The sequence below is a fragment of the Paenibacillus gorillae genome (assembly GCF_000513275.1).
In the GTDB taxonomy this organism is placed as follows: domain Bacteria; phylum Bacillota; class Bacilli; order Paenibacillales; family Paenibacillaceae; genus Pristimantibacillus; species Pristimantibacillus gorillae.
Genome location: NZ_CBVJ010000143.1, coordinates 1 through 25,689, shown reverse-complemented (window position 1 = coordinate 25,689; position 25,689 = coordinate 1). Strand labels below are relative to the sequence as shown.

At 50.0% G+C, this 25,689-nt stretch carries 22 protein-coding genes and 1 tRNA gene; 2 read left to right on the top strand and 21 right to left on the bottom strand.

What is annotated here, in order from left to right:
- Positions 1 to 111: 111 nt before the first annotated feature.
- Both TY10_RS27080 and TY10_RS27075 read right to left on the bottom strand, forming a co-directional pair.
- Complete coding sequence (locus TY10_RS27080) at positions 112 to 2,088, bottom strand: ABC transporter substrate-binding protein (RefSeq protein ID WP_042170944.1); 1,977 nt, start codon at positions 2,086 to 2,088, stop codon at positions 112 to 114.
- A gap of 221 nt (positions 2,089 to 2,309) precedes the next feature.
- A complete protein-coding gene (locus TY10_RS27075) occupies positions 2,310 to 3,497 on the bottom strand; it encodes a GntR family transcriptional regulator (RefSeq protein ID WP_052350803.1) in 1,188 nt (395 codons plus the stop codon).
- Positions 3,498 to 3,838: 341 nt separating this feature from the next.
- Here TY10_RS27075 and TY10_RS27070 point away from each other — a divergent pair, with 341 nt between their 5' ends.
- On the top strand, positions 3,839 to 4,888 hold the full coding sequence (locus TY10_RS27070; protein WP_042170941.1) for an NAD(P)/FAD-dependent oxidoreductase: 1,050 nt from the start codon (positions 3,839 to 3,841) through the stop codon (positions 4,886 to 4,888).
- Positions 4,889 to 4,929: 41 nt separating this feature from the next.
- Here the strand turns inward: TY10_RS27070 and TY10_RS27065 are convergent, their stop codons facing one another.
- The 4 genes from TY10_RS27065 to TY10_RS27050 all read right to left on the bottom strand — a co-directional run bounded on the left by TY10_RS27065 (position 4,930) and on the right by TY10_RS27050 (position 10,639).
- Positions 4,930 to 6,519 (bottom strand): glycosyltransferase, encoded by a 1,590-nt coding sequence (locus tag TY10_RS27065; protein WP_042170939.1) that lies wholly within the window; start codon positions 6,517 to 6,519, stop codon positions 4,930 to 4,932.
- On the bottom strand, positions 6,512 to 7,618 hold the full coding sequence (locus TY10_RS27060; protein WP_042170937.1) for a tetratricopeptide repeat-containing glycosyltransferase family 2 protein: 1,107 nt from the start codon (positions 7,616 to 7,618) through the stop codon (positions 6,512 to 6,514). Before TY10_RS27060 ends, TY10_RS27065 begins: the two co-directional genes overlap by 8 nt.
- 76 nt (positions 7,619 to 7,694) lie before the next feature.
- Positions 7,695 to 9,650, bottom strand: coding sequence for a BclA C-terminal domain-containing protein (locus TY10_RS27055; protein WP_052350802.1), 1,956 nt, complete (start codon positions 9,648 to 9,650; stop codon positions 7,695 to 7,697).
- Positions 9,651 to 9,847: 197 nt separating this feature from the next.
- Positions 9,848 to 10,639 (bottom strand): glycosyltransferase family 2 protein, encoded by a 792-nt coding sequence (locus TY10_RS27050; protein ID WP_042170934.1) that lies wholly within the window; start codon positions 10,637 to 10,639, stop codon positions 9,848 to 9,850.
- 139 nt (positions 10,640 to 10,778) lie between these two features.
- On the opposite strand from TY10_RS27050, the gene TY10_RS27045 reads away from it, so the two are divergent.
- Positions 10,779 to 12,110, top strand: a complete 1,332-nt coding sequence (locus TY10_RS27045; protein ID WP_042170931.1) for a nucleotide sugar dehydrogenase — start codon at positions 10,779 to 10,781, stop codon at positions 12,108 to 12,110.
- Between the two features lie 32 nt (positions 12,111 to 12,142).
- On the opposite strand, the gene TY10_RS27040 is transcribed toward TY10_RS27045, so the two are convergent.
- The 15 genes from TY10_RS27040 to TY10_RS26975 form a co-directional block, all read right to left on the bottom strand.
- Positions 12,143 to 12,604 carry a NucA/NucB deoxyribonuclease domain-containing protein gene (locus TY10_RS27040; protein ID WP_420329431.1) on the bottom strand — a complete coding sequence of 154 codons (462 nt, stop codon included), beginning with the start codon at positions 12,602 to 12,604 and terminating at the stop codon, positions 12,143 to 12,145.
- 130 nt (positions 12,605 to 12,734) lie between these two features.
- A complete protein-coding gene (locus TY10_RS27035) occupies positions 12,735 to 14,096 on the bottom strand; it encodes an FtsW/RodA/SpoVE family cell cycle protein (RefSeq protein WP_042170929.1) in 1,362 nt (453 codons plus the stop codon).
- On the bottom strand, positions 14,093 to 14,425 hold the full coding sequence (locus TY10_RS27030; protein ID WP_042170926.1) for a PadR family transcriptional regulator: 333 nt from the start codon (positions 14,423 to 14,425) through the stop codon (positions 14,093 to 14,095). The genes TY10_RS27035 and TY10_RS27030 overlap by 4 nt, the downstream gene beginning before the upstream one ends.
- 180 nt (positions 14,426 to 14,605) lie before the next feature.
- Positions 14,606 to 15,319 (bottom strand): DsbA family oxidoreductase, encoded by a 714-nt coding sequence (locus TY10_RS27025; protein WP_042170923.1) that lies wholly within the window; start codon positions 15,317 to 15,319, stop codon positions 14,606 to 14,608.
- A gap of 68 nt (positions 15,320 to 15,387) precedes the next feature.
- A complete protein-coding gene (locus tag TY10_RS27020; protein ID WP_042170921.1) occupies positions 15,388 to 16,440 on the bottom strand; it encodes a hypothetical protein in 1,053 nt (350 codons plus the stop codon).
- A 146-nt stretch (positions 16,441 to 16,586) separates the two neighbouring features.
- Positions 16,587 to 16,739 (bottom strand): hypothetical protein, encoded by a 153-nt coding sequence (locus TY10_RS27015; protein ID WP_042170919.1) that lies wholly within the window; start codon positions 16,737 to 16,739, stop codon positions 16,587 to 16,589.
- Positions 16,740 to 16,771: 32 nt separating this feature from the next.
- Complete coding sequence (locus tag TY10_RS31150; RefSeq protein ID WP_202903246.1) at positions 16,772 to 16,948, bottom strand: hypothetical protein; 177 nt, start codon at positions 16,946 to 16,948, stop codon at positions 16,772 to 16,774.
- 15 nt (positions 16,949 to 16,963) lie between these two features.
- The gene (locus TY10_RS27010) at positions 16,964 to 17,311 is read right to left on the bottom strand and encodes a hypothetical protein (protein WP_042170917.1); all 348 of its coding nucleotides are present in this window, start codon (positions 17,309 to 17,311) and stop codon (positions 16,964 to 16,966) included.
- A 192-nt stretch (positions 17,312 to 17,503) separates the two neighbouring features.
- Positions 17,504 to 17,592: transfer RNA gene (locus tag TY10_RS27005), tRNA-Ser, on the bottom strand.
- Positions 17,593 to 17,676: 84 nt separating this feature from the next.
- Positions 17,677 to 18,960 (bottom strand): serine--tRNA ligase, encoded by a 1,284-nt coding sequence (serS, locus tag TY10_RS27000; protein WP_042170913.1) that lies wholly within the window; start codon positions 18,958 to 18,960, stop codon positions 17,677 to 17,679.
- Between the two features lie 20 nt (positions 18,961 to 18,980).
- Positions 18,981 to 19,562 carry a pyridoxal 5'-phosphate synthase glutaminase subunit PdxT gene (gene pdxT, locus TY10_RS26995; RefSeq protein ID WP_042170910.1) on the bottom strand — a complete coding sequence of 194 codons (582 nt, stop codon included), beginning with the start codon at positions 19,560 to 19,562 and terminating at the stop codon, positions 18,981 to 18,983.
- Positions 19,563 to 19,594: 32 nt separating this feature from the next.
- On the bottom strand, positions 19,595 to 20,476 hold the full coding sequence (pdxS, locus tag TY10_RS26990; RefSeq protein WP_042170906.1) for a pyridoxal 5'-phosphate synthase lyase subunit PdxS: 882 nt from the start codon (positions 20,474 to 20,476) through the stop codon (positions 19,595 to 19,597).
- A gap of 157 nt (positions 20,477 to 20,633) precedes the next feature.
- Positions 20,634 to 21,929 (bottom strand): D-alanyl-D-alanine carboxypeptidase family protein, encoded by a 1,296-nt coding sequence (locus TY10_RS26985; RefSeq protein WP_042170903.1) that lies wholly within the window; start codon positions 21,927 to 21,929, stop codon positions 20,634 to 20,636.
- A gap of 199 nt (positions 21,930 to 22,128) precedes the next feature.
- Entirely contained in the window at positions 22,129 to 23,586 is a 1,458-nt protein-coding gene (guaB, locus tag TY10_RS26980) for an IMP dehydrogenase (protein WP_042170901.1), read from the bottom strand.
- Positions 23,587 to 23,720: 134 nt separating this feature from the next.
- Positions 23,721 to 24,932, bottom strand: coding sequence for a GNAT family N-acetyltransferase (locus TY10_RS26975; RefSeq protein WP_052350801.1), 1,212 nt, complete (start codon positions 24,930 to 24,932; stop codon positions 23,721 to 23,723).
- Between the last annotated feature and the right edge of the window lie 757 nt (positions 24,933 to 25,689).

The window sequence follows — 25,689 nt, the reverse complement described above, 5'->3', positions numbered from 1 at the left end:
CTCCTCCCGGCTTAAAACAAGCGGAAACCGCCGCTGCAATTATATAACACGCGGCGGCGATCATACCGGCCTGAGGATGAAATCCATAAGGCCGGCCGCTTATCAAATCACTTATTTTTTAATAAAGAACTGAGCCGGGTGCGCATGACCGATATAACGAGTTTCATCGCTGGCGATGAGCGAAGGCACGTTTCTTACATCGTTTCTGGCAACCACGAGGCCTGGCGTTGGAGCCGTGTAGCCGATTACCCATTGGTTTTTCTGGTGGAGCTTAATGATATCGTCAGTCCACTTCTGTACTTCTTCCTTCGTCTTGGCAGCCTTCAGCTTGTCCCAATCCTCCAGAATTTTCGCAACGTCGCCTTCAGGCTTCACGCCTTCTTTGCCTTGCGAGGAAGTGTACAGGCCATAGTGGCCGAACCACGGTGTAATCACGCGAAGCGGAACCAACTCGTCCGGACGGAACGCAACGTTCAGAACGCTGACCGTCTTCACCGTAACCGGAATTTTATTTGCATATTTCAGGTCGAAGAAGCTGCCTTGGTCCACGATTTTAACATCCGTTTTCAGACCAACGCCTTCATAATACTTGCGGATCAGCTCGATAAATTTCTCATTGTCAGACGGGTCTTCGCGGTAGATCGTCAGCGTCAGGTCAGAGCCGTCAGCAAACGTCCGGTATTTATGCGCAGCATCCCACTTCAAGCCGATTTCATCAAGCAGCTTGGCAGCGCCGTCTGTATCATAAGCAGTCCATTGATTTGACCAGCCCTCTTGATAGTTCGGCAATCCTTTTTGAATCGACGCTTGGCTTGCTTCGCCGAGACCGTTCGTGATGATTTCCGAAATCTCTTTGCGGTCCGCCGCAAGCGACAACGCTTCACGGAAGCGGATGTCTTGGAACAGTGCACGCAGCTTCGGATCTTCTGTCGTCTGATTCAGCTGCACGCCTGTGCTGGACCAGTTCGGCGTCGACCAAGGAATAACGCGGTAGTTGCCTTTCGCTTCGTTTTCCTTCAGTACGGTGTAATCCGTAAAGTCAAACGAGCCAACTTCTACATGACCAGCCATCGTCTCAAGCAGCTTGTGGCTCTTGTCTTGCATTTTGGTCAATACGATACGATCCATGTAAGGCAGCTGTTGGCCTTCGGAATCAGTTTTGAAGTAGTAAGGGTTCCGTTCCATGATGAAACGGTCGCTGTTCATATCGTTTTTGGCAACCCAAGCGCGCAAAGTCGGACGCTGCGGGTACAGCCAGTAGTAGTAACCAGTCCAGATACCGAAGTTTTTCAAATCTTCGAAGCCGTACTCTTTCGCTTTCGCAAGAGCTGCTTCTTCGCCGATAAACTCAGGAAGAATCGTTTTGTAGTAATGAGCCGGTGCGAAGAACCATTTGTTGTCGATGGCAAGACGCTCCAGGAACAAAACGCTCGGGTCCTTGAACGTAACTTTAACCGTGTAATCATCTACTTTGACGATTTCGGCACGGGTTTTTTCACCTGTTACCGGATTTACGGAGTAGTAACAGTCGTACAGAGCTTTACCGAATGTCTCCGGGATGAGCATGTGCTCCCAGTAGAAGATGACGTCGTCAGCTGTAAATGGAACGCCGTCGGACCATTTCATACCTTGACGAAGATAAATTTTGTATTCTGTCGCATCCGCGTTGACATCATATCCTTTGGCTACATTAGGCTCTACGCTTGTTCCGTCTTCCTTGAAGCGGAACATCGCTTCTTCCGTTGCCATGGAGATTCCCCATTTGTCGTCTGGACCATTCCAAGGAAAATTCCACTCGCCGCCGTATTGGCCGATTTCTTCGAAGACAGGCTCAATCATAATGTCTTCTTTGACAGGCATACGCTCTTCAACCGGCTTCAATGTGCCAGCTTTCACCAGCTCGGCCAGCATTGGCGCCTCTGGAGCGATTTCCGCCTTAACGGTCGCTGCAGGTGACGGCGACTGCTCGGCATTGGCACCGTTATTGCCCTTGTTCCCATTGCTTCCTGAATTGTTGCTCGTGCAGGCTGCCAACAAGGATGCGGCCATCAAAACAACCATGAAGCACAAGACCCATTTCTTTGCCATTCGAAACTTCTCTCCCCACAATCGATTTGATACTTCCTTTTCGACCAGACGCTCCCAGTCGACAGCTAATATGGTATTTTAGACCACTGGTATATTCAATGGTCTACGAATTGAAGAATATGTAAATTCGAGTTGAAGGATATGTAAATGCCAAAAAAGCCTGTATTTCCGCCTCATTAGGCAGAAATACAAGCTCTTCATTTCGAACTTATTAATAATCGTCAGCGCCCCAGCGTAATGTCCAGCACAGATTCCCGTTCGACAATATCAATAGGAATTTGTACCGACGTCGGATGGGCGCTGCCGTTACTAATTCGCTTCAGCAGCAGCCGGACGGCGCGTACACCAAGCTGGTCTGTCGGCTGCCGGGCCGTCGTAAGCGGCACAGACAACAGCGCCGACAAGGCTAGATCGGTAAAGCCCACGACTGATAAATCCTTCGGTACGGCTATGCCTTCCAGGAGCGCAGTATGGATGAGAGAAGCGGCAAAATAATCATTCGCGCACACAACTGCCGTAATCTCAGGATTTAGCTTCAAGTAGGCAGCGTGCTGCTCGTTGCGCTCAAGAAACCGCATCTCATGCTCGCGGTTGAAGTCCAGCATAATGTATGACTGGTTAACGGACAAGCCGTTGTACAGCATCGCTTGGATATATCCGTGATAGCGCTCCTCGCGGCTCGTAATGCCATCGATTGGACTCGAAATGTAGCCGATATTCCGATGCCCCTTGTTCAGCAAGTACTCGACGAGATTATACGTCCCCTTGTAATGGTCGTGATAGACGCTGTCAATCTGGATATCGCGGAAAATCCGGTCGATAATGATGATCGGATACGCTTGCAGCTTTAACCGCAGCACTTGATCGCTGCATGTCTTCGGATCGCGAGGGTAGAAAATAATGCCCTCGACGCCGCTCTTCGCAAGCTCCGCCAGACATTCATCCTCCCGTGCCCCTGCGACGACAAGCTGCAGCCCCTTGCCGCCCGCTCTGGCTTCCGCTTCAACCGCTACAACGATCTGGGACACATAATCGTCCAAGTTCGGTACTACAATTGCGATCATATCTGCTCGGGCAGATGCGGTCTGCCTGGCGGGGAGTCCAATGTTAGGCTCAGCCGCTGTAGCCTGTGAAGCCTCCTCCTCAGCCAGAGGGCTCTCATTCTTATAAGGGGATAGAAAGGTTCCCCGGCGCGGCATCCGGTAAACAATACCCTCGCTTGCCAGCCGCTCCAGTGCAAGCTTCGTCGTCATCTTACTGACGCCGAACAGCTTGGCCAGCGCACCTTCCGAGGGAACCGGCTCATGAGGACGCAGTCCCAGCTCCTCGATTAAGGCTTTAACATTGTCGGCAATTCTGACATTCAACAGTTTGCTTCCTGCAATCGGAATCTGCTGTTTTTCCATCATCGCAATAGCCCATCCCTTGCTAGTATGATATCGTGCAATCGTTTCATACAGCGACATTATATCACTGGTATATGCATTCGCATTTTAAGTTAATGTTAAGCAGCCGCTTATAAGGCAGAGAATCCAGGGTATGCGCAGCGATTGAAGCATAACGTGAAAGGACTGATTTCGCATTTTTAAAACTTGCGTAAATTTCCTCTTCCAACGCTTTTTTGCCGTTTGTTATTTTCTTCAAAGGGCAAATAAAAATTGACGATGATAATCGTTATCAATATAATGGAAATAACGACTATAACCATCGCTGTATTGTGTGCAGTTGATATAGAAAGAGGGACCTGAGCATGAGCGAGGCATTGGAATTGTATGATGTGACTATAATTGGCGGAGGGCCTGCGGGCATGTATACCGCCTTTTATAGCGGCATGAGGGATTTGAAGACGAAGCTAATCGAAGCGAGAGATGAGCTGGGCGGCAGGGTGCTCATCTATCCGGAGAAGATGATTTGGGATGTGGGCGGCCTTACGCCAACACTGGGCGAGAAGCTGATTGATCAATTAATTCAGCAGGCCAAAACCTTCGATCCCACAATTGTGCTGGGTCAGCATATTACGAATTTCGAGCGCCAGGCCGATGACACGATCATTCTGACGGCAGCGAGCGGAGAACGCCACTGGACGAAAACTGTCGTTTTGGCTATCGGCTACGGCATTCTTCAATTAGCTAAGCTGGATATAGAAGGCGCCGATCGTTTTGAAGTCAGTAATCTGCATTATACAGTTCAAGAACTGGAGGTTTTCCGCGGCAAACGCGTACTTATCTCCGGAGGCGGCGATTCCGCTGTCGATTGGGCCAACGCTTTGGTGCCGATTGCATCCAGCTTAACCGTTGTTCACCGCCGCGATCAGTTTGGCGGGCATGAACGAAATGTATCGCAGATGAAGGCATCTTCTGCAACTATTCTTACGCCTTACGCCGTCGACTCCCTTCACAGCAAGAACGGCGCAGAAATTGATGAAGTAACGATTAGCCACGTCGATACTGGCGAACAACAGCGTATTGAAGTCGATGCCGTCATCGTCAATCACGGTCTGCGCTACAATTTTGGCCCGATTAAGGAATGGGGTCTGGATATGGGCGATTGGAATGCGAATGTATCGAGCAAGATGGAGACGAATATCCCTGGCATATTTGCTGCTGGCGACTTCGTGAAGCATGACAGCAAGGTTCATCTGATCGCCGGTACGTTTACCGATGCCGTCAATGCGCTCAACAGCGCCAAAATATATATCGATCCAGCCGCGGATAAAGTGGCCTATGTATCCTCCCACAACACGAGGTTCAAAGAAAAGAACCGGCAGCTTGGCGTCCTTGTGGATGAGGATGATCATTAAGATTCGCGATTAAAGAAACTGTACAACGCAGTTTCTTTTTTTTATTGCTGCTCCTGCCATTCAACAAGCCCGGGTGAGGGGTCGAGAATGGACATATATTGCTCCTTCCACCCGTATTTGGCTTCAGGGTCGAGCTGCATATAACGGTCCAGCTTTTCTTGCCGGTGCACGGCGCTCGCCCAGCCGAAATGCTTCAGGCGCAGCTCCGACAACCCGTTCGGCAGCTCAAAAATATTTTCCGGAAACCGTCCGCAGTGCTGCGGAGTTTCCCTCCATCTATACGCCAACTCCGGCTCGTATCGCAGCAGGAAAGGGCGAAAATGATGATGAGCACTCCAGTATTGATCGTCCCGGTAAGCCGTTGGCGACCAGAAATCATACAGCCGAAAGCAATAGACCCTTACATCCTTTTGCGACAACAGCGACTCAAGCTCGCGTTCGAACCGGTCCTCAAACCATTCATCCGCATCCAAATTAAGTATCCAATCCGGCTTCACGGCTAGCGTCTCTTCCCATTGCTGCTTGCGCAATGTGATTTCATTGCTGAACTTCGATGTTTCATTGCGGATTAATCGAACCGGCAGCCCCTGAAGCATTTCCTGAATGACTTCGACCGTACCATCCGTACTACCGTCATCAATAATGACAGCGTCCTGAATATAGCGGCGGTGCCTCCCGAGCGCCTCCCTCAGGTAACGATCGGCTTCGTTGCGAACGACCATCGATAACGTAAGCCTTGGCTTAATTGACGACGGGAGAGGATCGGAAAACTCCGTAAACGTAACCGACGATGACGAGGAGAATTTGGGGACATGGCTTTTCTTAAGAAAAATTTCTGCACCCGGCAAGTCCTCATCACGATAAATATGATAGGCCGGGCAGTGAGTATCCACGAACAAAGACAAACCCAAGGCAGCTGCCCGAATACAAAAATGACGGTCCTCACCCCAGAACGATACGTTGCTGATCGGGCCGAAGTGTATCCCCTTCCCCAATGCCTGCCGGCTAATTAATGTACATGCGCCAAGCCCGCCAACCTCATAAATACCAGGCCTCTGCATGCGGTTTAGAAACTGCTCCATACGTTCTGCGATTTGATCACTGTTCAGTTGTTCGCCTCGCTGCTGCTCCCATTGCTTATACTCATCACGAAGCCACACCTGCGGCTGCGGCCTCGCTTCTTGCTGCCATCTGGTCCAGAAGATCTCGGATATGATGTCCTTTTCGGCAAAGATGAGCTGGTGCAAGGTTTGTTCCTCTAGTAAAAGATCGGAATCAATTAAAAATAGATAATCGAATCGCTCTGCCAGAGCATAGTCAATCATTTCGTTTTTGAAATCAGCGACCTTCCACACGAGATGCTCATTCCAGCAATGCGTTACGCCCGACCGGTTATATACATCCGTCATGCCTGAGTATCGAATGGTAACCTTCCCGCTCCCCTGCTCATCGGCAAATTGCTTCAGCAGTTCGCTGCTTGCCTCTTCCCGGTTATCGTCTACAAAATAATAATGGAGGTCCAGCCCCTCCGACCGCAAACGGGTTAATGAGGCTAGAAACAGGGCAAGCACATTGGCTTGCTGATGTACCGGACAGCCGATGAGCACCCGTCTGTTCGCATGATCAGACAAGCAGCACGCCCCCCTCACCTATGCGGCTTATACGATTCTTCAAATATTCCCGGTTGGAGATTATTCGCGGATCTTCAGGACGATAGCCGGCCGCCAGTTCGTTATGCAGATTAGCTTCGTCGTATTTGCCCAAGCGGTCGTAACATACGCAAAGCTGCAAATGCGGCAGCCATGTCGTGCATGTCATGCTGGCGATGCCCCAGTCTTGCTCGGGCTCATCTGCTTCCGTCGCCAAACGGTACCAGTAGGCTGCCGTCTTTGGTTCATTTTGCTGGAGGAAATAAAAGCCTAAGCGGCAGCAGAATTCCGGGCGCGGATGATCATAATAAAAGGAACGCAATATCGAATCGACCATCAGCCTAGGCTCTTCCAGCTCTGAATAGCAGTCGGCTAATTTAGCACAGGCGGCAACATTGTCCTCCAGCCATCCTTTTCCCGTACCCAGAAATTGCTCATAGTATCGGATGGCGGCCTCATATCTGCCATGATCCTTCAGTTCATTGGCGTAATAATACAGGTCACGAGGGGAGAACCGTTCTCCTTTAGCCAGTCTTTTCTCATAAATCGATATATTGCGGTTGCTGTTCGAATCCTGCTCATCCGGCTGATGGGTAACGGCTATATCCGAAGCCATAATGTTCCCGTAAACCTCGAGATATTCGTGAACCGCACCGATCCAGCGATAATTCCGTTCTCTTTTGACCAATCGATTGCGCCTTAATCTGGAGGTTACCTTCCCATACTCGTCGAAGGCGAGATCATAGTACATCGACACGGAATCTACACTAGGATCGAGCGTTCTTTTCAGGGACAGCAAGGCACGCAAATCAAGCGAGGTCAATGTATCATCCGCATCAAGCCATAATATATAGTCCTTCGTTGCATGGGAAAATGCATAGTTGCGAGCCGCTGCAAAATCATCGATCCATTCGAATACTTCGACACGATCTGTGTAAGATTTCGCAATCTCTATCGTGCGGTCCGTCGACCCCGTATCGACGATGATGATCTCATCGACGGCCTCGGCGACGGATGACAAGCAGCGGCCTAAATTATTTTCTTCGTTTCGGACAATCATGCACAGGCTAACACTCGGCATTTATCATCACTCTCCTGGAGCCATAACGTTGCTTCATCCTATTCCTGTGCTATTGTCCATGTTCGGCCCACATGCATTAACTTAACTGAATAATTGTGACTGCCGCACCAGCACCGTTATTGATTAAGGTGGCTGCACCAAGCAGGCCAAATAGCTGAAGGGACACGGTAGAGTTCGCGGGCAGTGTGACAATCACGTCATTGTTAAAGCTGGAGAGTGTCAACACCGGTGTTATGGTCGATGCCAGGTTTGCTGCGCCATTGATAATAAGACGTGAGCCGAGCAATAAACCCGCAGTCAGGTTGACCTGATAAGTGATGTAATAGCGACCGGCTGGTGCTACGGTAAACGTGTTGTTAGCCCCGTTTATAGTAATGCCCGCCCCTATATTTTGTGAGCTTGGCAACGGTACCAGCGTTCCTACAAGGACAACTGCAATGATGGCCCCTGTCGTATTTGCTGCAAAGGCCGATACACTCGTTGTGCTCGTACCTGTGGCTCCTGTCTCACCCGTAGCTCCCGTAGTACCTGTTATTCCAGTTGCCCCCGTGGTTCCTGTCGGGCCTGTCGGGCCCGTGACACCTGTTGCTCCGGTTAGCCCAGTTGCTCCGGTGGCTCCGGTCGCTCCCGTGACGCCTGTTACTCCTGTTACTCCTGTTAATCCAGTTGCACCGGTGGCCCCTGTTGGCCCCGTCATGCCCGTTGCTCCCGTAACACCTGTTAATCCTGTTGCCCCTGTTAATCCTGTTGGCCCCGTCGCGCCCGTTGCTCCTGTCACACCAGTTGCTCCCGTAACACCTGTTAATCCAGTTACTCCTGTTGGCCCCGTCGCTCCTGTTTCACCTGTAGTTCCGGTGGCACCGGTCGCTCCTGTGACGCCTGTTACTCCTGTTAGTCCAGTTGCACCTGTCGCTCCTGTTGACCCCGTCGTGCCCGTTGCTCCTGTCGCTCCTGTTGACCCCGTAACACCTGTTAATCCAGTTACTCCAGTTACTCCTGTTGCACCGGTCGCTCCTGTTGGCCCCGTCGTGCCCGTTGCCCCGGACACACCAGTTGATCCCGTAACACCTGTTAATCCAGTTACCCCTGTTGACCCCGTCGCTCCTGTTTCACCTGTAATTCCGGTGGCTCCGGTCGCTCCCGTGACACCCGTGACGCCTGTTAGCCCAGTTGCTCCTGTAGCCCCGGTGGCACCCGTTGATCCCGTGACACCTGTTACTCCCGTTAACCCAGTTGCTCCTGTTGGCCCCGTTGCCCCTGTTTCACCTGTTGTTCCGGTGGCACCCGTGACGCCTGTTACCCCGGTTGCTCCGGTGGCTCCTGTCAGACCTGTCGCACCTGTTACTCCTGTTGCTCCCGTGATACCCGTTGCTCCGGTGGCACCGGTCGCTCCTGTTACACCTGTCATTCCCGTTACACCTGTTACTCCGGTTGCTCCAGTACTTCCTGTTACACCTGTGGATCCCGTCGCTCCAGTAGATCCCGTTAAACCAGTCGCTCCGGTCACACCTGTTGCACCCGTGGCACCCAAAGTGGCGCCAGTTGGGCCCGTCACTCCAGTTGCCCCGATCGCACCCGTTGCTCCAGTAGTACCCGCTCCTGTGACGCCAGTTGGCCCTGTTGCACCCGCAATGCCTGTTGCACCGGTAACCCCTGTTCCGCCTGTCGCACCTACAGTGGCACCAGTTGGGCCTGTCACTCCAGTTGCCCCGGTCGCACCTGTAGCCCCTCTTGCGCCAGGATCACCTGCTCCCGTTGTACCTGTTACCCCCGTTACACCTGTCGCTCCAGTTGCGCCCGTTGCTCCGGTAGCGACGCGATGCCTCTTACGGCATTTTTTCTTTTTCCGGCCATGCTTAGCTGGCTTGCATTTTTTATGCACCTTTTTAAAGCGGCAGCCATCATCAACCACTACGATCGCAGCATCTGCTATATCCAAATACACTTTTTTGCGTTTCCGTCGACTGGCCAGCCGCCGGGTTGCCGAGCTAATATTTAAACGACGAAAAGACTTCCCACGACGACTATTCATGCCTCGTCACCTCTTACAAAATATAATCTTGCCCTAACACGTAAACACTTGCCTATTCGATACAATTTATGGTTTTCGTATGGAAGCAAACACGGTATACGCCCAGCACATATAAAAAAATAACAGCATCGTGCACGCTGTTATCCAAATATTCTCTATAGCACGTTTCTAACCATCGTTCTTTCTATTGCAAGCTATTAATCCCTGCTGTACACCAAATCATCCTGCACACCCATCGGCAAAGGATACGGTTGAATTCCTTTCAATTGATCCAACGATCGATTCACATGACGTTTGTAGTTGCGAGTACGGAGCAGCAGCGATTTTTTAGCAGCCAGTAGCCGTCTATCACTTATTTTCCATGTATGGGAGTTCCGATTGGCCCGGCGTAAGGCTGCAAAATTATAAGGGGAGGTCGTGAACACTCTAAATCCCCTGCGAATTGAGGCCCTTACAAACCGAACATCAGAGCCCTGCCTTACCACCGTTGAGAACTTTACTTTCTTGAATACACGTCTATGGAACATGATTGTTGCTCCGGCGATTTTCCGGCACCTGCTGTACGGACGCACAGGCATTTGTCTTAATAATAGCAATGAACGATGCGGCATATAGAAGAAGCAGGTACGCTTGCCGACAACATCTGCTTTCTTTTTCGCGAATAATCCCATCGCTTCGGGTATATAGCTTGGCGCATAGTAATCATCATCGTCAAATTTGGCTATATACGGATATTTGGCCCGCGACGCTGCGTAATTGAGACAAGCCCCCAGCTTTTTGGACTGTGGCTGCCGCAATACAGTGACGCCCGGATATTGCTGGGCCATCTGCAAATAAGGCGCAATTGCTATCTTGTTTTTGTTTATTACAATAATTAATTCCTTTGGCGCCCATTTTTGACGCACATAGTTTTGGAAGATTTGATGGATAAATTGCGGACGAATGGTAGACGTAATAATCGTAACGCCAGGGGCGGTCTTATTTTTCAACGGTGTTCTCCTCTCTTGCCCGGTCGCATTTCTAAAAAATAAATACACCGCAATAGACAGGTATCGTGAGCATCCCGCACTGAATTTTAATATTTTAACAGAATAGTAGATAGATGTGCTCCGGAGGAGTTGGAACGAAATGATAATAGAAAATGCTGCTAGTAATGTGGCTAAGGGGAAGGTTGGCATTATCGGTCTCGGATTTGTCGGCCTGCCGCTGGCTATGGCCTTTATTAAGAAAGGCTTCACCGTTATCGGAATCGACCTTGATCCGTTGAAAATCAATGCAATTAATGAGGGCAGAAGCTACGTGCAAGATATTGAGAATGAAGAGCTGGATGCCGCGATGGCTACCAGCCGCTGGTTTGTCTCTACGGAATATACCGCAGTCATGGGTGCGGATACGATCATCTTATGCGTGCCAACCCCGCTGTCACCTGCTCACGGACCCGATCTGTCCTATCTGACGGATGCATGCACACGGCTTTATCCGCTGCTGCGGCATGGTCAGCTTATTATCGTGGAGAGCTCAACGTATCCGGGCACTACAAAAGAAGTCGTAAAGCCGCTGCTGGAGAAAGGCGGACTGCACACGGGGCAAAGTCTGTTCATCGCTTATTCCCCCGAACGAATCGATCCTGGCAATCGGGACAATACGCTGACCGGCATTCCAAAAGTGGTAAGCGGCGTAACCCCGCAATGCCTTGCCCGTATCGAGAAGCTGTACAGCCAATTATTCGATCATGTCATTCCAGTGTCTACAACAGAGGCCGCAGAGACGACCAAGCTGCTGGAGAACACCTTCCGTTTTATCAACATTTCATTCATGAATGAATTTGCCGACATATGCGAAAAGCTGAATGTGAATATCTGGGAGGTCATCGAAGCAGCGGCATCCAAGCCTTACGGCTATAGCCCCTTCTATCCCGGTCCGGGAATCGGCGGCCACTGTATTCCGATCGATCCGCTATATTTGCAGTGGAAGGCGGAGCAGTTCGGCATAACGAGCAAGTTCATTCAGCTTTCGCAGCAAATCAACGACGCTATGCCAGCCTCAATCGTCACCAAGCTGCAGCTTGCTCTCCCTGAAGGAAAAGCGCTCGCTGACGCGCGCATAATCGTATATGGGGTAACTTATAAAAGAAATATTGCCGACCCACGGGAATCAGCGGCCATTGCGATATTGAACGTCTTGCAGCAAAGCGGCGCTAACGTCAGCTACCATGATCCCTACGTCCCGTCTGTCCGTCTTGCGGACGGAACTAAACTAGATAGCATTGCCCTAACCGAGGAAGAGCTGGAGCAAGCCGATTGCATTCTAATAGGCACGGATCATACCGTCATGCCTGTGCAGTTCATCGCCGACCATAGCAAGCTCATTCTGGATACACGTCACGTTTTCACGAAAAATATCGGCAAGGCTCGAGTCATCCGTCTAGGGGACGGGACCTCTGCCTATTCATGTTTGTGAGCAGTATATGTGGCGTACGCCGGACAGCGTGCCTAACGAACGATAAATTCCACTCGTGTCCCGTCCGGATACTGCTCCAACTGGTTGCTAACCCAAGCTCCCGCACCCCGGTTGTCGGATGGCGATATGTATTCGATATCTGCGCCCGCTCCGCCTTCCGAGCACATGGCCATCGGCCATTCATCGCGGTCATAGCCTTTTTTAGTCGGCACACCCCTAAGAGAATCCTTACGGTTATCCTCAGCTCCAACGCGGTCAATCGTACAAACCTTTGACTCTCCGCTTTCAATGGCATCTTCGATGTGCTTAGCGGTTTCCGGGAATCGATCAGCTGGAAAATACAGCTTATAATCCGCGTCGCCAGCCTCGCTGCCCGTCGAATGTGTACCTGCACCTTGATCCAGTTCCAGTTGAGGAACAATGTACATCGCAACGAACACGATAGCGAGCAGCATGATTAAATTCCAAAACTTTTTCTTCGTCTTCTTTTTCACCTGAAAGATTTCCCCCTGATGCGTCATTTCGTTTCGTTAATCTCTGACCATTGTAACCCAAATACTTCCTGTGTGGGCCTATCAAATAACACAAAAAAATAGCGCTGCTGCGGCAGCGCTATTAACCTTGCTATGTTTGCAGTTGCTGTGATGGACTAGGTATCATATCTTTTCGCCGATACGCGCTGAGGAACAAACCTATAGCAGACAATTCAAGAAGGGTTGAAGTTCCCCCATAGCTGATGAAAGGAAGCCTCATTCCTGTCATCGGCAGCCAGCCAAACGACATGCCAATACACCAAATGAATTGCAGGCATAATATCGAGAACAAGCCGATAACCAATCCCTTCGCATAGCGATCACGCAATCGGCTGATCATGATCCCGATCTGCGCCATAAACGTGATTACGACAGCAAGGATGAGACCCGCCATGACCCAGCCCATACTGTAGGTAAGATAACTAAAGATCATGTCGCTATGAATAGAAGGCAGCGTCCTGTTGGACACGCCAAAACCCTGTCCCCATAATCCGCCGTCATGAATGGCCTGCACCGACATTCTCGTCATATAAATGGAATCCGGATTTTCCGTTAGCTTGAAGAAACTCCCTAGTCGCTCGGAAAGGATGTATTGAAACGGCCTGTTGAACAATAGATATAAGCCGAACATTCCGGCAGCAGCCATCACTCCCGACGCCAATAGCCACTTGCGTGCATAGACGGTCATCACGATCACAAGACAGGTCAAGTAAATAACCAGATACGTATGGGTCTTCATCCATAGAAAGAGGATGCTGGGAAGAGCGAAAAAGACCAGCATATCTCTGAACCCGTAAACAATCTGTCTCAGCTTGCCCGCCGCTGCCGCCTTTTGACCAGACACGTTTAAAAGTCCAACCATGGAAAGAATAAAGAAATGCAGACAAATCCATACACCATCGAAGCTAAAGTAGGGGATAGATATCCATCCTCTTTTGCCATTAACCTGGTTGCCAAAGTACATCAATATTATCATGACGAAAACGGTCAGCCCATAGAGGTGCCAAGAATACTTTTGCAGCTTCCGATAATCGAAGAAAAAGTATAAGCCTGCCATGATACCGAGGCCAATTCCGATATATACCATTTTGTCCATTAAGAAATCGGTAGGTATACGTTTATTCCATCCCAACTGCACGGAATACATCGCCGTCAGTGCGATTGCTATGAAAACAGCGACCACAGCGAGCAGCCCCCAATTCATCCTCGGCTTATGCGCTTGGTGAAACTGTCTGCCGACATCATCAGGATCACCCATTTGGGCAACGGCCAGACGAATTGCCTCCTTTCGCCCGAAGCCTTCCTGCTCCTTCTCTTCAACGAGCTCCTCCAAGTGCGCCAGCAATTCCTGCTGAATGTCGTCATGAACGGACTTTGCTTTAATATGTCCGCATACCCGCTTCAAATACAACCGTACAACCTCATGCTCCTGAATCGCTTCGCTGCGGCTCATGCCTGCCCCTCCCCCAGCACACGGTCAACGGTACTCCGGAATAGCGCCCATTCCCGCTTCTTCTCCCCAAGCTGTTTGCGTCCATGATCGGTAATACGATAGTACTTGCGTTTGCGCGCCCCTTCCTCATTCCAATAGGCCTCCACAAGCTTTTCCACTTCCAGCGTATGGAGAATGGGATACAGCGTTCCCTCTTTGAACGTAAAAACACCATCAGAGCTTTGCTCGATTTCCTTCGTCATCTCATAGCCGTACATTTCCTTGCGGTCCAGCAGCGTCAAAATAAGAATGACTGTACTGCCTTTCATCAGCTCTTTGTTGATCGTCACGACAACCTCAACCTCCAATCTCTTCTCTCATTACATACATTGTATATCTATGTATCGATTATCTAGGTATAAGTATAACGCAACGCCCCATTTTCTGACAACCCTTGTCCCTCTGAAAATATAAAAAGCCGCAGGCTATGGATTGCATCCACATGCCTGCAGCTTCATCATGCCAATATATTATTGCTTAGGCGCGCATACGCCGTCTGTACAAGTCACGTCATCGCCGCCTTCGTCGCCGCCAATAACCGTTAGAGGCTTGCTCTCCTGATAAGCCTGTTGTACGGCTTGGAGGAAGACCTCGCTTGGCTGTGCGCCGGATACCGCATACTTGCGGTCAATAACGAAGAAAGGAACGCCGCGAACACCAATCTGGCTCGCTTCCTGTTCATCTGCACGAACTTCTTGCGTATAGGTAGAGCTATTCAGCGCTTCCAGTGCCTCGCCGCGTTCAATACCGACTTCTACTGCCAGATCAGCCAGTGTATCATGATCACCCAAGTGCTTTCCTTCTTCAAAATAAGCCTTGAACAGCCGCTCGGCCATCTCCTCGCGTTTGCCGGATTTCGCCGCCAAATACGTTAGACGATGCGCGTCGAATGTATTCGTCAGCACCATTTTATCCATATGGTAGTCCAGACCAAGCGTACGAGCTTGTTCTGTTAAATTGCGGTTGTTAGCCTCCGCTTGCTCGCGGCTCATACCGTATTTTTTGGACAGCATATCATTCACATCATAATCCACATCACGCTTTGCATTTGGATCCAGCTCAAAGCTGCGGAATTCTACTTCTACATCATCCCGGTGAGCGAATTGCTCTAATGCGCCTTCCAGCCGGCGTTTGCCTATATAACAGAAGGGACATGCAAAATCGGACCATACTTCGATTTTCATGCAGCACCATCCTTTACTTTTTAGTATGAATTAAATGTAACATACTTTACTTTTTAAAGCTACCTTACTTACAGACCAGTTTGTGCTTTCAGCAGCTTTGTCAGCTCCTCAAGCTTAATGGCATCGGTTGGAAGCTCATGTGTAAATGTCGGCGTCTCGCCAACGTCGGAGTACTCAATATCGATATGCAGATTCAGCTTCAGCGCTTCCCCTGTCTCTTTATCCGTATATACCGCATTAATAATCTGGGATTGGTAAGCCAGATAATCACCGGTAATAGCACCCGTCACAGACACTTCCTTCACTTGCAGCTGCTCTTTAAGCGCATTCGTAATCTGGGCCTTATTCGTCTCCAGATCCGCCTTACGCTTCTCCACATCCTCTTTCTTCAGCTGGAAGGTATCCAGATAAGCTTCGTTAGAAGCTAGAATGCTGTAGAGCTCCGGCAGCACTTTGCCCACAATCGTCTCAATCGAAGAAGAATAATTGCTGTCGTCAATGGCGAAGCGTACAACTTGATCGGCTTTCACACCTTCAGGGAGTCCTGCTTCGTCCGCTTTCACTTTACTAAAATAGTTTTTCTCGTCGAAATGTTTCAAAAGCAGTCCATTCAGCTCATCCATCAGCTTCATTTGCGCCCCCAAATCAAGGGCCGCTGCATTTTGCTGCTGTGCAGCCAAGGCTTCCATATCAATTTCAATATATTTGCCCAAAATCGTATTTGGAAGCTTAAGCAATGGAATGGCCGGAATTTGAACATACATTTTTTCGTTGCTGATAAGTATAGGTACTTTAATAGTTAAGCCAGCCAGAACGATATTCAGTTCCATATCGGTCCGCAGCGGATCTTTCTGATACACCGTATTGATCTTCAAGGTTGCACCCTTCAACATGCCCGCAATTCCCGATACAACAGCCATATTTGGTTTATCGGCTGTGCTGGCAGGCAATTGCAGCTCATCGATGCCGATCGTTATCGCTTGTGTATAACTATCAGCTTCTCCCGTCTTTTTGATCGCATCCTGCAGCGTTTGCTTCGGTGAACCATTCGAGCTGCAGCCTGCAACTAGGAATAGAACGGCTGTTAGGCATAACACAGCCATCCGTTGCCAATTTTTCATATTCGTAATGTCCTCCTTGTCGCTTGTCCAATACCTCCATTCTATAACAATTGATTTTGATTTTGTAGTTACAATATAAATCGAACAATCCCGCTTCAGCGAACTGAAACGGGATTGAAGGATACCTTATTTATAGAAATCGTCGATTACCCTTGAGGGTTGTTATGATCGACATGGTTACGCTGCTTCGTTTTCTTGGAGCCTGACAATGGCTGTTGCTGATGCCCGCGATGCTTCTCTCCGCCTCCGCCGCCATTGCCATTGGAATCTGGAACAGGAACGCTTTTCGGCTTGCCCATCTGCACTACCTCCTAATAATGAAGGATATTAATTAATTGCGCTGATGCTTTAAATCCGTTGGCTGGTCGTGATTAATCGCATCCTGGTTGCGGCGGTCATTGACATCCTGCTGCAATTGCTGCGCATGATGGCTATTTACCGGCGTTTGAGCCAGATCGTCCACCACGTTAGATAAATTTTTATCCACAGAACCCTTTGCCTTCGTCATCCTGGTTCAGCTCCTTTATGCGTGCGTTAATTGCTGCAGCGCCTGCGCACATTCATGCACATGCCGCGTATAGTCCTGAATGAGCTGTTGAATTGTCTCGGTACGTTCATCTACCGACACATGATCCTTCTCCACATCCACTAGCTCGACGCGAACTTCGCGGCTATCCACATATTGCACCTTAAAATCAAGGGAATACGCTTGCCGGCCTGCAATTTCAATCGTTACACGCAGAGCGGATGAATCCGACTCGTCGGCTTTTACCTCACATCGATCTGATTGCTGCACCCGTTCGGGCAATGTACGCTGCCACGCATCCACCAATTGCTGCTGATCGATACGAAGCTCATCTTGTTTCGCCATTGTTAGCACCTCCCGTATTTAAGATGCGGCAATCCGAAATGATTTATGCGATACGTTTCGCAAAGTTATCCACATAGTTACTCACATTTTATTAAGTTTATCCACATTTTTAAATATTTTATCCCCAACCTGTGAGGAAAAATAAAAAAAGCATCCGGGACTATCCCCAGACGCTTGGATGATTAAATGAAATGGCGGAGAGGAAGGGATTCGAACCCTTGTGGGCTTGCACCCTAACGGTTTTCAAGACCGCCCCGTTATGACCGCTTCGGTACCTCTCCGTAATGAAACCGTAACAGAACATATTGTACCACAGGCTAAATTCGAGAAGCAACTCTTATTTAGCCTGTGAACAAAATTTGTTTTTAGCCGCGTGGTTGAATCGAAGTCAGGCCGCCCATATATGGACGAAGCACTTCGGGTACGATAATCGTTCCATCGGCTTGCTGGTAGTTCTCCAGAATAGCGGCAAACGTACGTCCTACCGCCAGTCCCGAGCCATTCAGCGTGTGCACGAACTCTGGCTTACTCTTCGGCTCGCGGCGGAAACGAATGGCCGCACGGCGTGCCTGGAAGTCCTCTACGTTCGAACACGACGATATCTCGCGGTATGTGCCTGCGCTAGGCAGCCATACTTCAAGATCATACGTCTTTGCAGCTGTGAAGCCCATATCGCCTGTGCAGAGCGCCAGAACGCGGTAAGGCAGTCCCAGCAGCTGAAGTACTTTTTCCGCATTCGCGGTCATTTTCTCCAGCTCCTCATAGGAGTCCTCAGGCTTCGCCAGCTTGATCAGTTCCACTTTGTTGAACTGATGCTGGCGGATCAAGCCGCGCGTATCCCGGCCTGCAGCGCCTGCTTCCGAGCGGAAGCATGAGCTGTACGCTACAAAATGCTTCGGCAGCTCGTCCGCCGACAAAATCTCTTCCCGGTGAAGGTTCGTTACCGGAACCTCAGCCGTAGGAATGAGGAAAAAGTCGGATTCCGCGATTTTGAACAAGTCTTCCTCGAACTTCGGAAGCTGGCCCGTGCCGATTAAGCTATCGCGGTTGACGAGGTATGGAGGCAGAACCTCTTCATAGCCATGCTGATCGCTATGCAGATCCATCATGAAGCTGATGAGCGCGCGCTCCAGGCGTGCTCCAAGTCCACGATAGAACGTAAAGCGCGAGCCTGTTACTTTGCCTGCACGCTCGAAATCAAGAATGCCCAGCTCTTGCGCCAAGTCCCAGTGCGCTTTAGGCTCGAAGTCGAATGTCGTCTGCTCGCCGTGACGGCGAATTTCTACATTGTCTTCTTCCGAAGCGCCTACCGGCACACTGCTATGCGGCAAGTTCGGAATCGCCAGCATGATATGCTCGATTTGAGCCTCCAGCTCGCGAATCGCATCATCCAGCTCTTTAATGCGGTCGCCTACCTCGCGCATTTCTACGATTAGCGCGTCCGCGTCTCCGCCCGACTTTTTCAGCTTGGCGACTTCTTGAGAAACCGTATTGCGGCGGTTTTTCAAATTATCCGTCTCCACCAGCAAATCGCGGCGTTTCACATCAATTTCGTTAAATCCAGTGATCAGGTCCAGCGAAGCGCCGCGGTTTTTCAGCGCCTGCTCCACCTGTTCATATTCGTTGCGCAACCATTTGACATCCAACATGAACTTTGACCCCCTCTCTCTTAGCGGCTCGCTGCCGCTTCTTTCACCATGTCGACAAAATAAGCATGAAGGCGGAAATCGTCCGTAAGCTCCGGATGGTAGGAAGACGCCAGCAGATGCCCTTGTCTAGCCGTCACGATCTCGCCCTTGTACGTAGACAGTACGTCTACGTTTTTGCCAACTTCTTTAATAAGAGGGGCGCGGATGAATACCGCTCTTACCGGTTCCTCGATGCCTTTAACATCCAGGTCGGTCTCGAAGCTTTCACGTTGACGGCCAAAAGCGTTACGCGCAACGATCATATCCATCAACCGCAAATGCGCGTCCTCTTGTCCTTCGATGCGGTCGGCGAGAAGAATCAAGCCTGCGCAAGTACCGAACAACGGCTTGCCTTGCTTGGAGAACGACTGAATAGCATCCAAGAAATTATATTTTCGAATCAGCTTGCCAATCGTCGTGCTTTCGCCGCCAGGAATGACAAGTCCGTCTAACTCGTCGAGCTGCTCCATTCGTTTAACGGCGACCGCTTCCGCGCCCGCCGCCTCCAAACTTCGCATATGCTCTGCTACCGCGCCTTGCAGCGCCAGTACCCCTATTTTCATATGCTTACACGCCTTTCTAATCGCCGCGTCTATTAAATGCCGCGGTCCTGCATACGCTGCGAAGCTTCCAGCTTCGAGATTTCAATGCCTTTCATCGGTGCGCCCAGGTTTTTGGACACTTCCGCGATCAGCTTGTAGTCTTGGTAATGCGTAGTTGCTTCTACGATTGCGCGAGCGAATTTCTCCGGGTTGTCGGATTTGAAGATACCCGAGCCAACGAATACACCGTCAGCGCCCAGTTCCATCATCAATGCTGCATCAGATGGCGTCGCTACGCCGCCTGCTGCAAAGTTAACAACTGGCAGCTTGCCGCTCTCGTGTACGTTCAGCAGCAGCTCGTAAGGAACGCCCAGAACTTTCGCTTCGTTGTAAAGCTCGTCCTTCGACAAAGCTTGTACTTTGCGGATTTGACCGTTGATCAAGCGAAGGTGGCGAACAGCCTCAACGATGTTGCCTGTTCCCGGCTCACCCTTCGTACGAAGCATAGCCGCGCCTTCTTGAATACGGCGAAGCGCTTCGCCAAGGTCTTTAGCACCACATACGAACGGTACTGTGAATTCGTTCTTGCTGATATGGAAAACTTCGTCGGCAGGAGTCAGAACTTCGCTCTCGTCGATATAGTCAACGCCCATTGCCTCAAGCACTCTTGCTTCAACAATATGTCCGATACGGGCCTTCGCCATAACCGGAATGGAGACGACTTTCATTACTTCTTCCGTTACCGTAGGGTCAGCCATACGGGCTACGCCGCCTGCTGCACGGATGTCGGAAGGTACGCGCTCAAGAGCCATAACGGCTGTTGCGCCTGCTGCTTCCGCAATTTTCGCTTGCTCGGCGTTCATAACGTCCATGATAACGCCGCCTTTTTGCATTTCTGCCATACCGCGTTTTACGCGCGAAGTTCCTGTTTCCATGCTGATGAATCCTCCTCAAAATGTGGCGCAGCCCCGTCAGCCTCGGCTCGCAGGCTTGCGCTTATTAAAATGTATAAGTATCGCCACTTATTCTAACCATTAATTTTACAGGAAGGCTCAGCAATCGACAACCCTAGATTTCCCTGCCTGCCTTGAATTAGAACAGATTTACGATCCCGTTAAACAGACCGGAGAAGAAGCTGCCGATACCGCGGAACATTAATTTGAACCAGCCGGCTTTTTTCACATCTTCCGATGCGATCAAATTGATTGTTTTCTCCAAAGCTTTGCCTTGATCATCCGTATACTTATACGTAACGGTACCGACCTTTTGTCCCGCTTTAATTGGTGCTACAAGCTCGTTCTCGCTCATAATCTGGCTGCCTGACAGCTCAATCTTCGGCTGCGTGCCTTTTTTCACCGTGAAGCTAATATCGGATTCGGTTACGACCGGCACAGTCTTGCTTGCGCCTTTCTTAATCTTGACCGTTTTGACCGATTCTACCACGGATTTCGCTGCAACGACCGACTTCTTCTCGAACGTGTTGAACGCGTAATTATACAGCTTCGCCGTTTCGTTGAAACGGGCAGCCTTCGATTTCGTGTTCATAACGACGCTGATATAACGCGTGTCACCGCGTTTAACTGTACCTGTGAACGTATAGCCGGCTGCAGAAATATAACCCGTCTTCATGCCGTCTACGCCGTCATAAGCGAAAGCTTTCAAGTTGGTGTTGTTCTTGTTCGTCCCGAGCATCCAGTTTAGGTTGTACATCGGTTTTTTGTCCCGCGGGCGGAACTTGTGCTCCTGCAGGCTGGAGTATTCCAGAAACTCAGGGTGCTTTTTCAAAATCGTCTGCGCCAGCTTTGCCATGTCACGAGCCGAAATGATCGTCGTATCCGACAAGCCGGTCGCACTAGTGTAATTTGCTGTCGTTAATCCGAGTTCTTTTGCCGTTTCATTCATTTTATCGACAAAACCTTGCTCGCTGCCCGAGATTTGAGATGCAAGAGCAATCGTAGCATCGTTAGCCGATTGGATAGCCATTGCTATATATAGTTCCTTTACTGTATGCTGGTCGCCTTGCGCCAGATAGATTTGAGATCCGTCGGGCGGCGTGCTGGCTGCTTCCTCACTTACAGTAACGATGTCGTCCCAAGATAAATGTTTCTGCGTAATTTCCTCAAGTACGATGTACTCCGTCATCAGCTTCGTCATACTTGCCGGAGGACGGGGCGCGTCTGCATTTACTTCATAGATGGCTTGTCCGGAATCCGCATCGATTAGAATAGCGGAGCTCACTTCCAAACCTAGTGAATTGTCTACCCATTCGCCGCCAGGCGTACCTGCTGCACTAACAGCTCCTCCTACTGAGAACACCGCTAACCAGACCGCCATAAACGCGACTGCAACCGACCTCATTTTGGGCGGGCTAATCTTTGCCTTCAACATTCCTCTCCCCTTTTCTCCTCAAGTTTGTCGTTGTTAATTGTATCACATGCGAGAGGGTGAGAGAAACCTGAATAGGATGAGAATATTGGAAGTATAGCGCTGGCGAAAGCTGCCAATTAGACATGAAAAAAGCAGATAATAGGCAATATGGCTTAGCCATATCATCTATCATCTGCCGTTACTCCTGTTTGTCAGGCCATTACAGCGAATAGTTAGGAGCTTCTTTCGTAATTTGCACGTCATGCGGGTGGCTTTCGCGAAGCCCAGAGCCCGTGATGCGAATGAATTGTGTCTCATTCTTCAGTTGCTCGAGGTTGGATGTACCGCAATAGCCCATGCCGGAACGCAGTCCGCCGAGAAGCTGGTGAACCGTATCCGCGAGAGGACCTTTGAAAGGAACGCGGCCTTCGATGCCTTCCGGAACAAGCTTGCTCTCGTTCTCTTGGAAGTAGCGGTCTTTGCTGCCTTCTTTCATCGCGCCAAGCGAGCCCATACCGCGGTACACTTTAAAGCTGCGGCCTTGGAAAATTTCCGTCTCGCCCGGGCTTTCAGCTGTACCTGCGAACAGGCTGCCGATCATGATGGCACTTGCGCCGGCTGCGATAGCTTTCGTAATGTCGCCGGAGTATTTGATTCCGCCGTCAGCGATGACAGGAACGTTATACTCACGTGCAACCGAAGCGCAATCGTAGATCGCTGTAATTTGCGGAACGCCGATACCTGCGATAACACGAGTTGTACAGATCGAGCCTGGACCGATACCGACTTTAACGACGGAAGCGCCAGCTTCGATCAGATCACGAGTTGCTTCGCCAGTTGCTACGTTACCGGCAATAATCGTCAGTTCCGGGAACTTCGCGCGCAGCTTGCGAACTGCATCAAGAATGTTAATATGATGGCCGTGAGCGGAGTCTACGACAAGTACGTCGATGCCTGCTTGCACAAGCGCTTCAGCGCGGTCAGTCGTATCTTTGCCAATGCCTACTGCAGCGCCGCAAAGCAGACGTCCTTGCTTGTCTTTTGCCGCATTAGGAAATTGAATTGCTTTCTCGATATCTTTAATCGTAATAAGTCCTTTAAGCGTGTTGGACTCGTCTACGAGTGGAAGTTTTTCGATTTTATGCTTTTGAAGCAGCACTTCTGCTTCTTGAAGTGTCGTACCTACAGGAGCCGTTACCAGATCCTTGCGTGTCATCACTTCGTTGATCTTAATGGAATAGTCATGAACAAAACGCAAGTCGCGGTTTGTCAAAATGCCGACTAATTTCCCTGCAGCATCCACAATCGGAACACCGGAGATACGATATTTGCCCATCAGCTCTTCGGCATCATAGACATGATGCTCTGGCGTGAGCGAGAACGGGTTCGTAATAACGCCGCTTTCTGAACGTTTTACGCGATCGACTTCTTCTGCTTGTTGTGCAATAGACATGTTCTTATGAATAATGCCGATTCCGCCCTCACGAGCGATTGCAATCGCCAAAGCTGCTTCGGTTACGGTGTCCATTCCTGCACTGATAAGTGGAATGTTCAGTTTAATGCTCCCGCTAAGCTGAGTTGAAATATCTGATTCCCGTGGCAGCACTTCTGACTTCCTTGGAATGAGCAGTACGTCATCGAATGTTAAGCCTTCTTTGGCGAATTTCGTTTCCCACACGAGTATGTTCCTCCCTTTGTATATCTTGCCTCTACGTATATTATTGCAATATTAGCAGAGGGGGTAGGGGCTGTCAAGGCTGTACGAAGGCAGTTTGCTTAGCGCTACAGCTGAATTGGAGCCCCATCCTGATATTAGAAAAAATCGAGTAAAAACGGCGTTTTAACCGGAATTCTCGCTTCCAGAAAACGAATGGATAACGCATCACCAACAACTCTACCATGCTGGTTCAGTTCGCTAGGCCGCATGTAGCTGTGCAGCATGGCCGTCAAGCTTCCAATGTCAGTGCGGATTCGAAGCGGCTCTTTTTCGCCGGATATCGATGTTTCAGCCTGCGGAATTTTGGCAGCCTTAGCCGTTCCGTCTGTCTGAAGGTCTAGTCTATAGACGCCTGTATTCCATGGTGCATGCTCATCCGTAAGCTCGATTAATATCGAGGAAGGCTCGCTTTCTTGCGCCTCCGTAAATGCATATTGTGATAGAAAGGCTTCAGCGTCTACGATTCTGGCCATGAAATACGGCTCAATCTCCTGCTTGATTCTCGGATTAGGCAGCAAAAAGGCGAGTTGATCATCAACAGGAACAACTGCCTCCGCACGTTCGATCATAGAGTCATGCTGCCCCAAGTAGGACCAGAGCGCACGTGCAGCCTCCTCCGTCAGAGCTACAATTTCATGGATCTTCAATTCCTTCTGTTTCACATCATAGAGGACGTAGCCTTGCAGGGTATGATCCCCTCCGTAATAGACGGCTGTCTGACCCTGCTTGCGGCGTTTGACGCGATCCGTCCACCAGGCTTCTGTACGCTCCAGCATTCCGTTGTATCGGCGGGCGTAGGTATTATAGAGCTCGTTAAGCAGCAGAATATTATCGCTAAGCCTTTCGATTCGGCCAGCATAGTCCTCACGTTTAGGCATCAGCGCCGCTTCTATTTTGTAACGCTTGTTATCCGTATACAGCTCCCAGCCAAATTTCCGGTAAAAGCCAATGGCAAAGGGCGCCAGATACGACAGCGTTTGACCTTGCTCTTTCATATGGAGAAGCGAAGTACGCAGCAGCTCTGCGACCAGCCCTTGTCTGCGGTGCTCCGGCCATGTGGCCACTCCTGCTACGCCGCCCACTGCAAAGCGTTTGCCGCTCACATATGTGTGCAGGGTAAGCAGCGTCAAGTGTGCGGCATACTTGCCGTCGACGAATGCGCCCCACCGAACTGCTGGTTCATGTTTGTAGCGCTCGCGAGCCTTTTCTTTCTCCTCAGGCGTCATCGTAAACTGGAACGCAAACTGTGATAGCTCCATACCCTCATCAAAATAACCTGCTTCAAGCTCTCGAATTTCGATTGGCACGCCAAACAGCCTCCTTCAGCATTCTTGTAAGCTGATTATGGCATAGTGCGCTATGTCGTCACAATAGCACATGCACCAATTCCATTACTCGATGGTGAAAAACAAGCCTCCGCTGTGCGAAAACCAGCCTCCGCTGCGCGAAACGGCCCATGCTGCCGTTCTTGCTTCAATTTCTCCGCCGCTAACCCGGCTCCACCAATTAATGAAGCTTCAAAAAGTCATCCTGGGCTCGTTTCGCTCCTCTCCTGCCTCTAACAAACTAGTTCTTTTTCGAGAGTTGCCTAGCTTACTCTAGCGTTTTCACGCTCATCGGGCGAACAAAATGTAAAAGTGCAGTTTGTTTGGCTTAAATTCGGTCGAAATGGCCATCAACATGCAAAAGTGCAGTTTGATCCGCCTTCTAGAGCCCATTTCGGCGATTTTAGTCCTTTTCACCTGCACTTTTACATTTTGAAGGCTGTTTAAGGCGTTTTTTGCTTCATCAACATGTACTTTTGCATTTTGATCGGACTTGCTGGGGTTTAGGGAGTCGTGTGTAACACTTTTCTGCCTACATGTGCGAGTTAGGTTAGTTGTCGGAGTCAAAGCTAGTCCACTTGGTTACTTTATAAGGCTCTACTAGAGAGCTTAGGAGGTACGGTAGATGGAGGAGCAGTTGGGATATAGAATCCTTGTTCCTTCACTGCTTTCCTATCGAGAGGTTGGAGCGCTTATTTGCTATGAGTGATGAAGTTACAGATCGTTAGAAAGTCTGAGC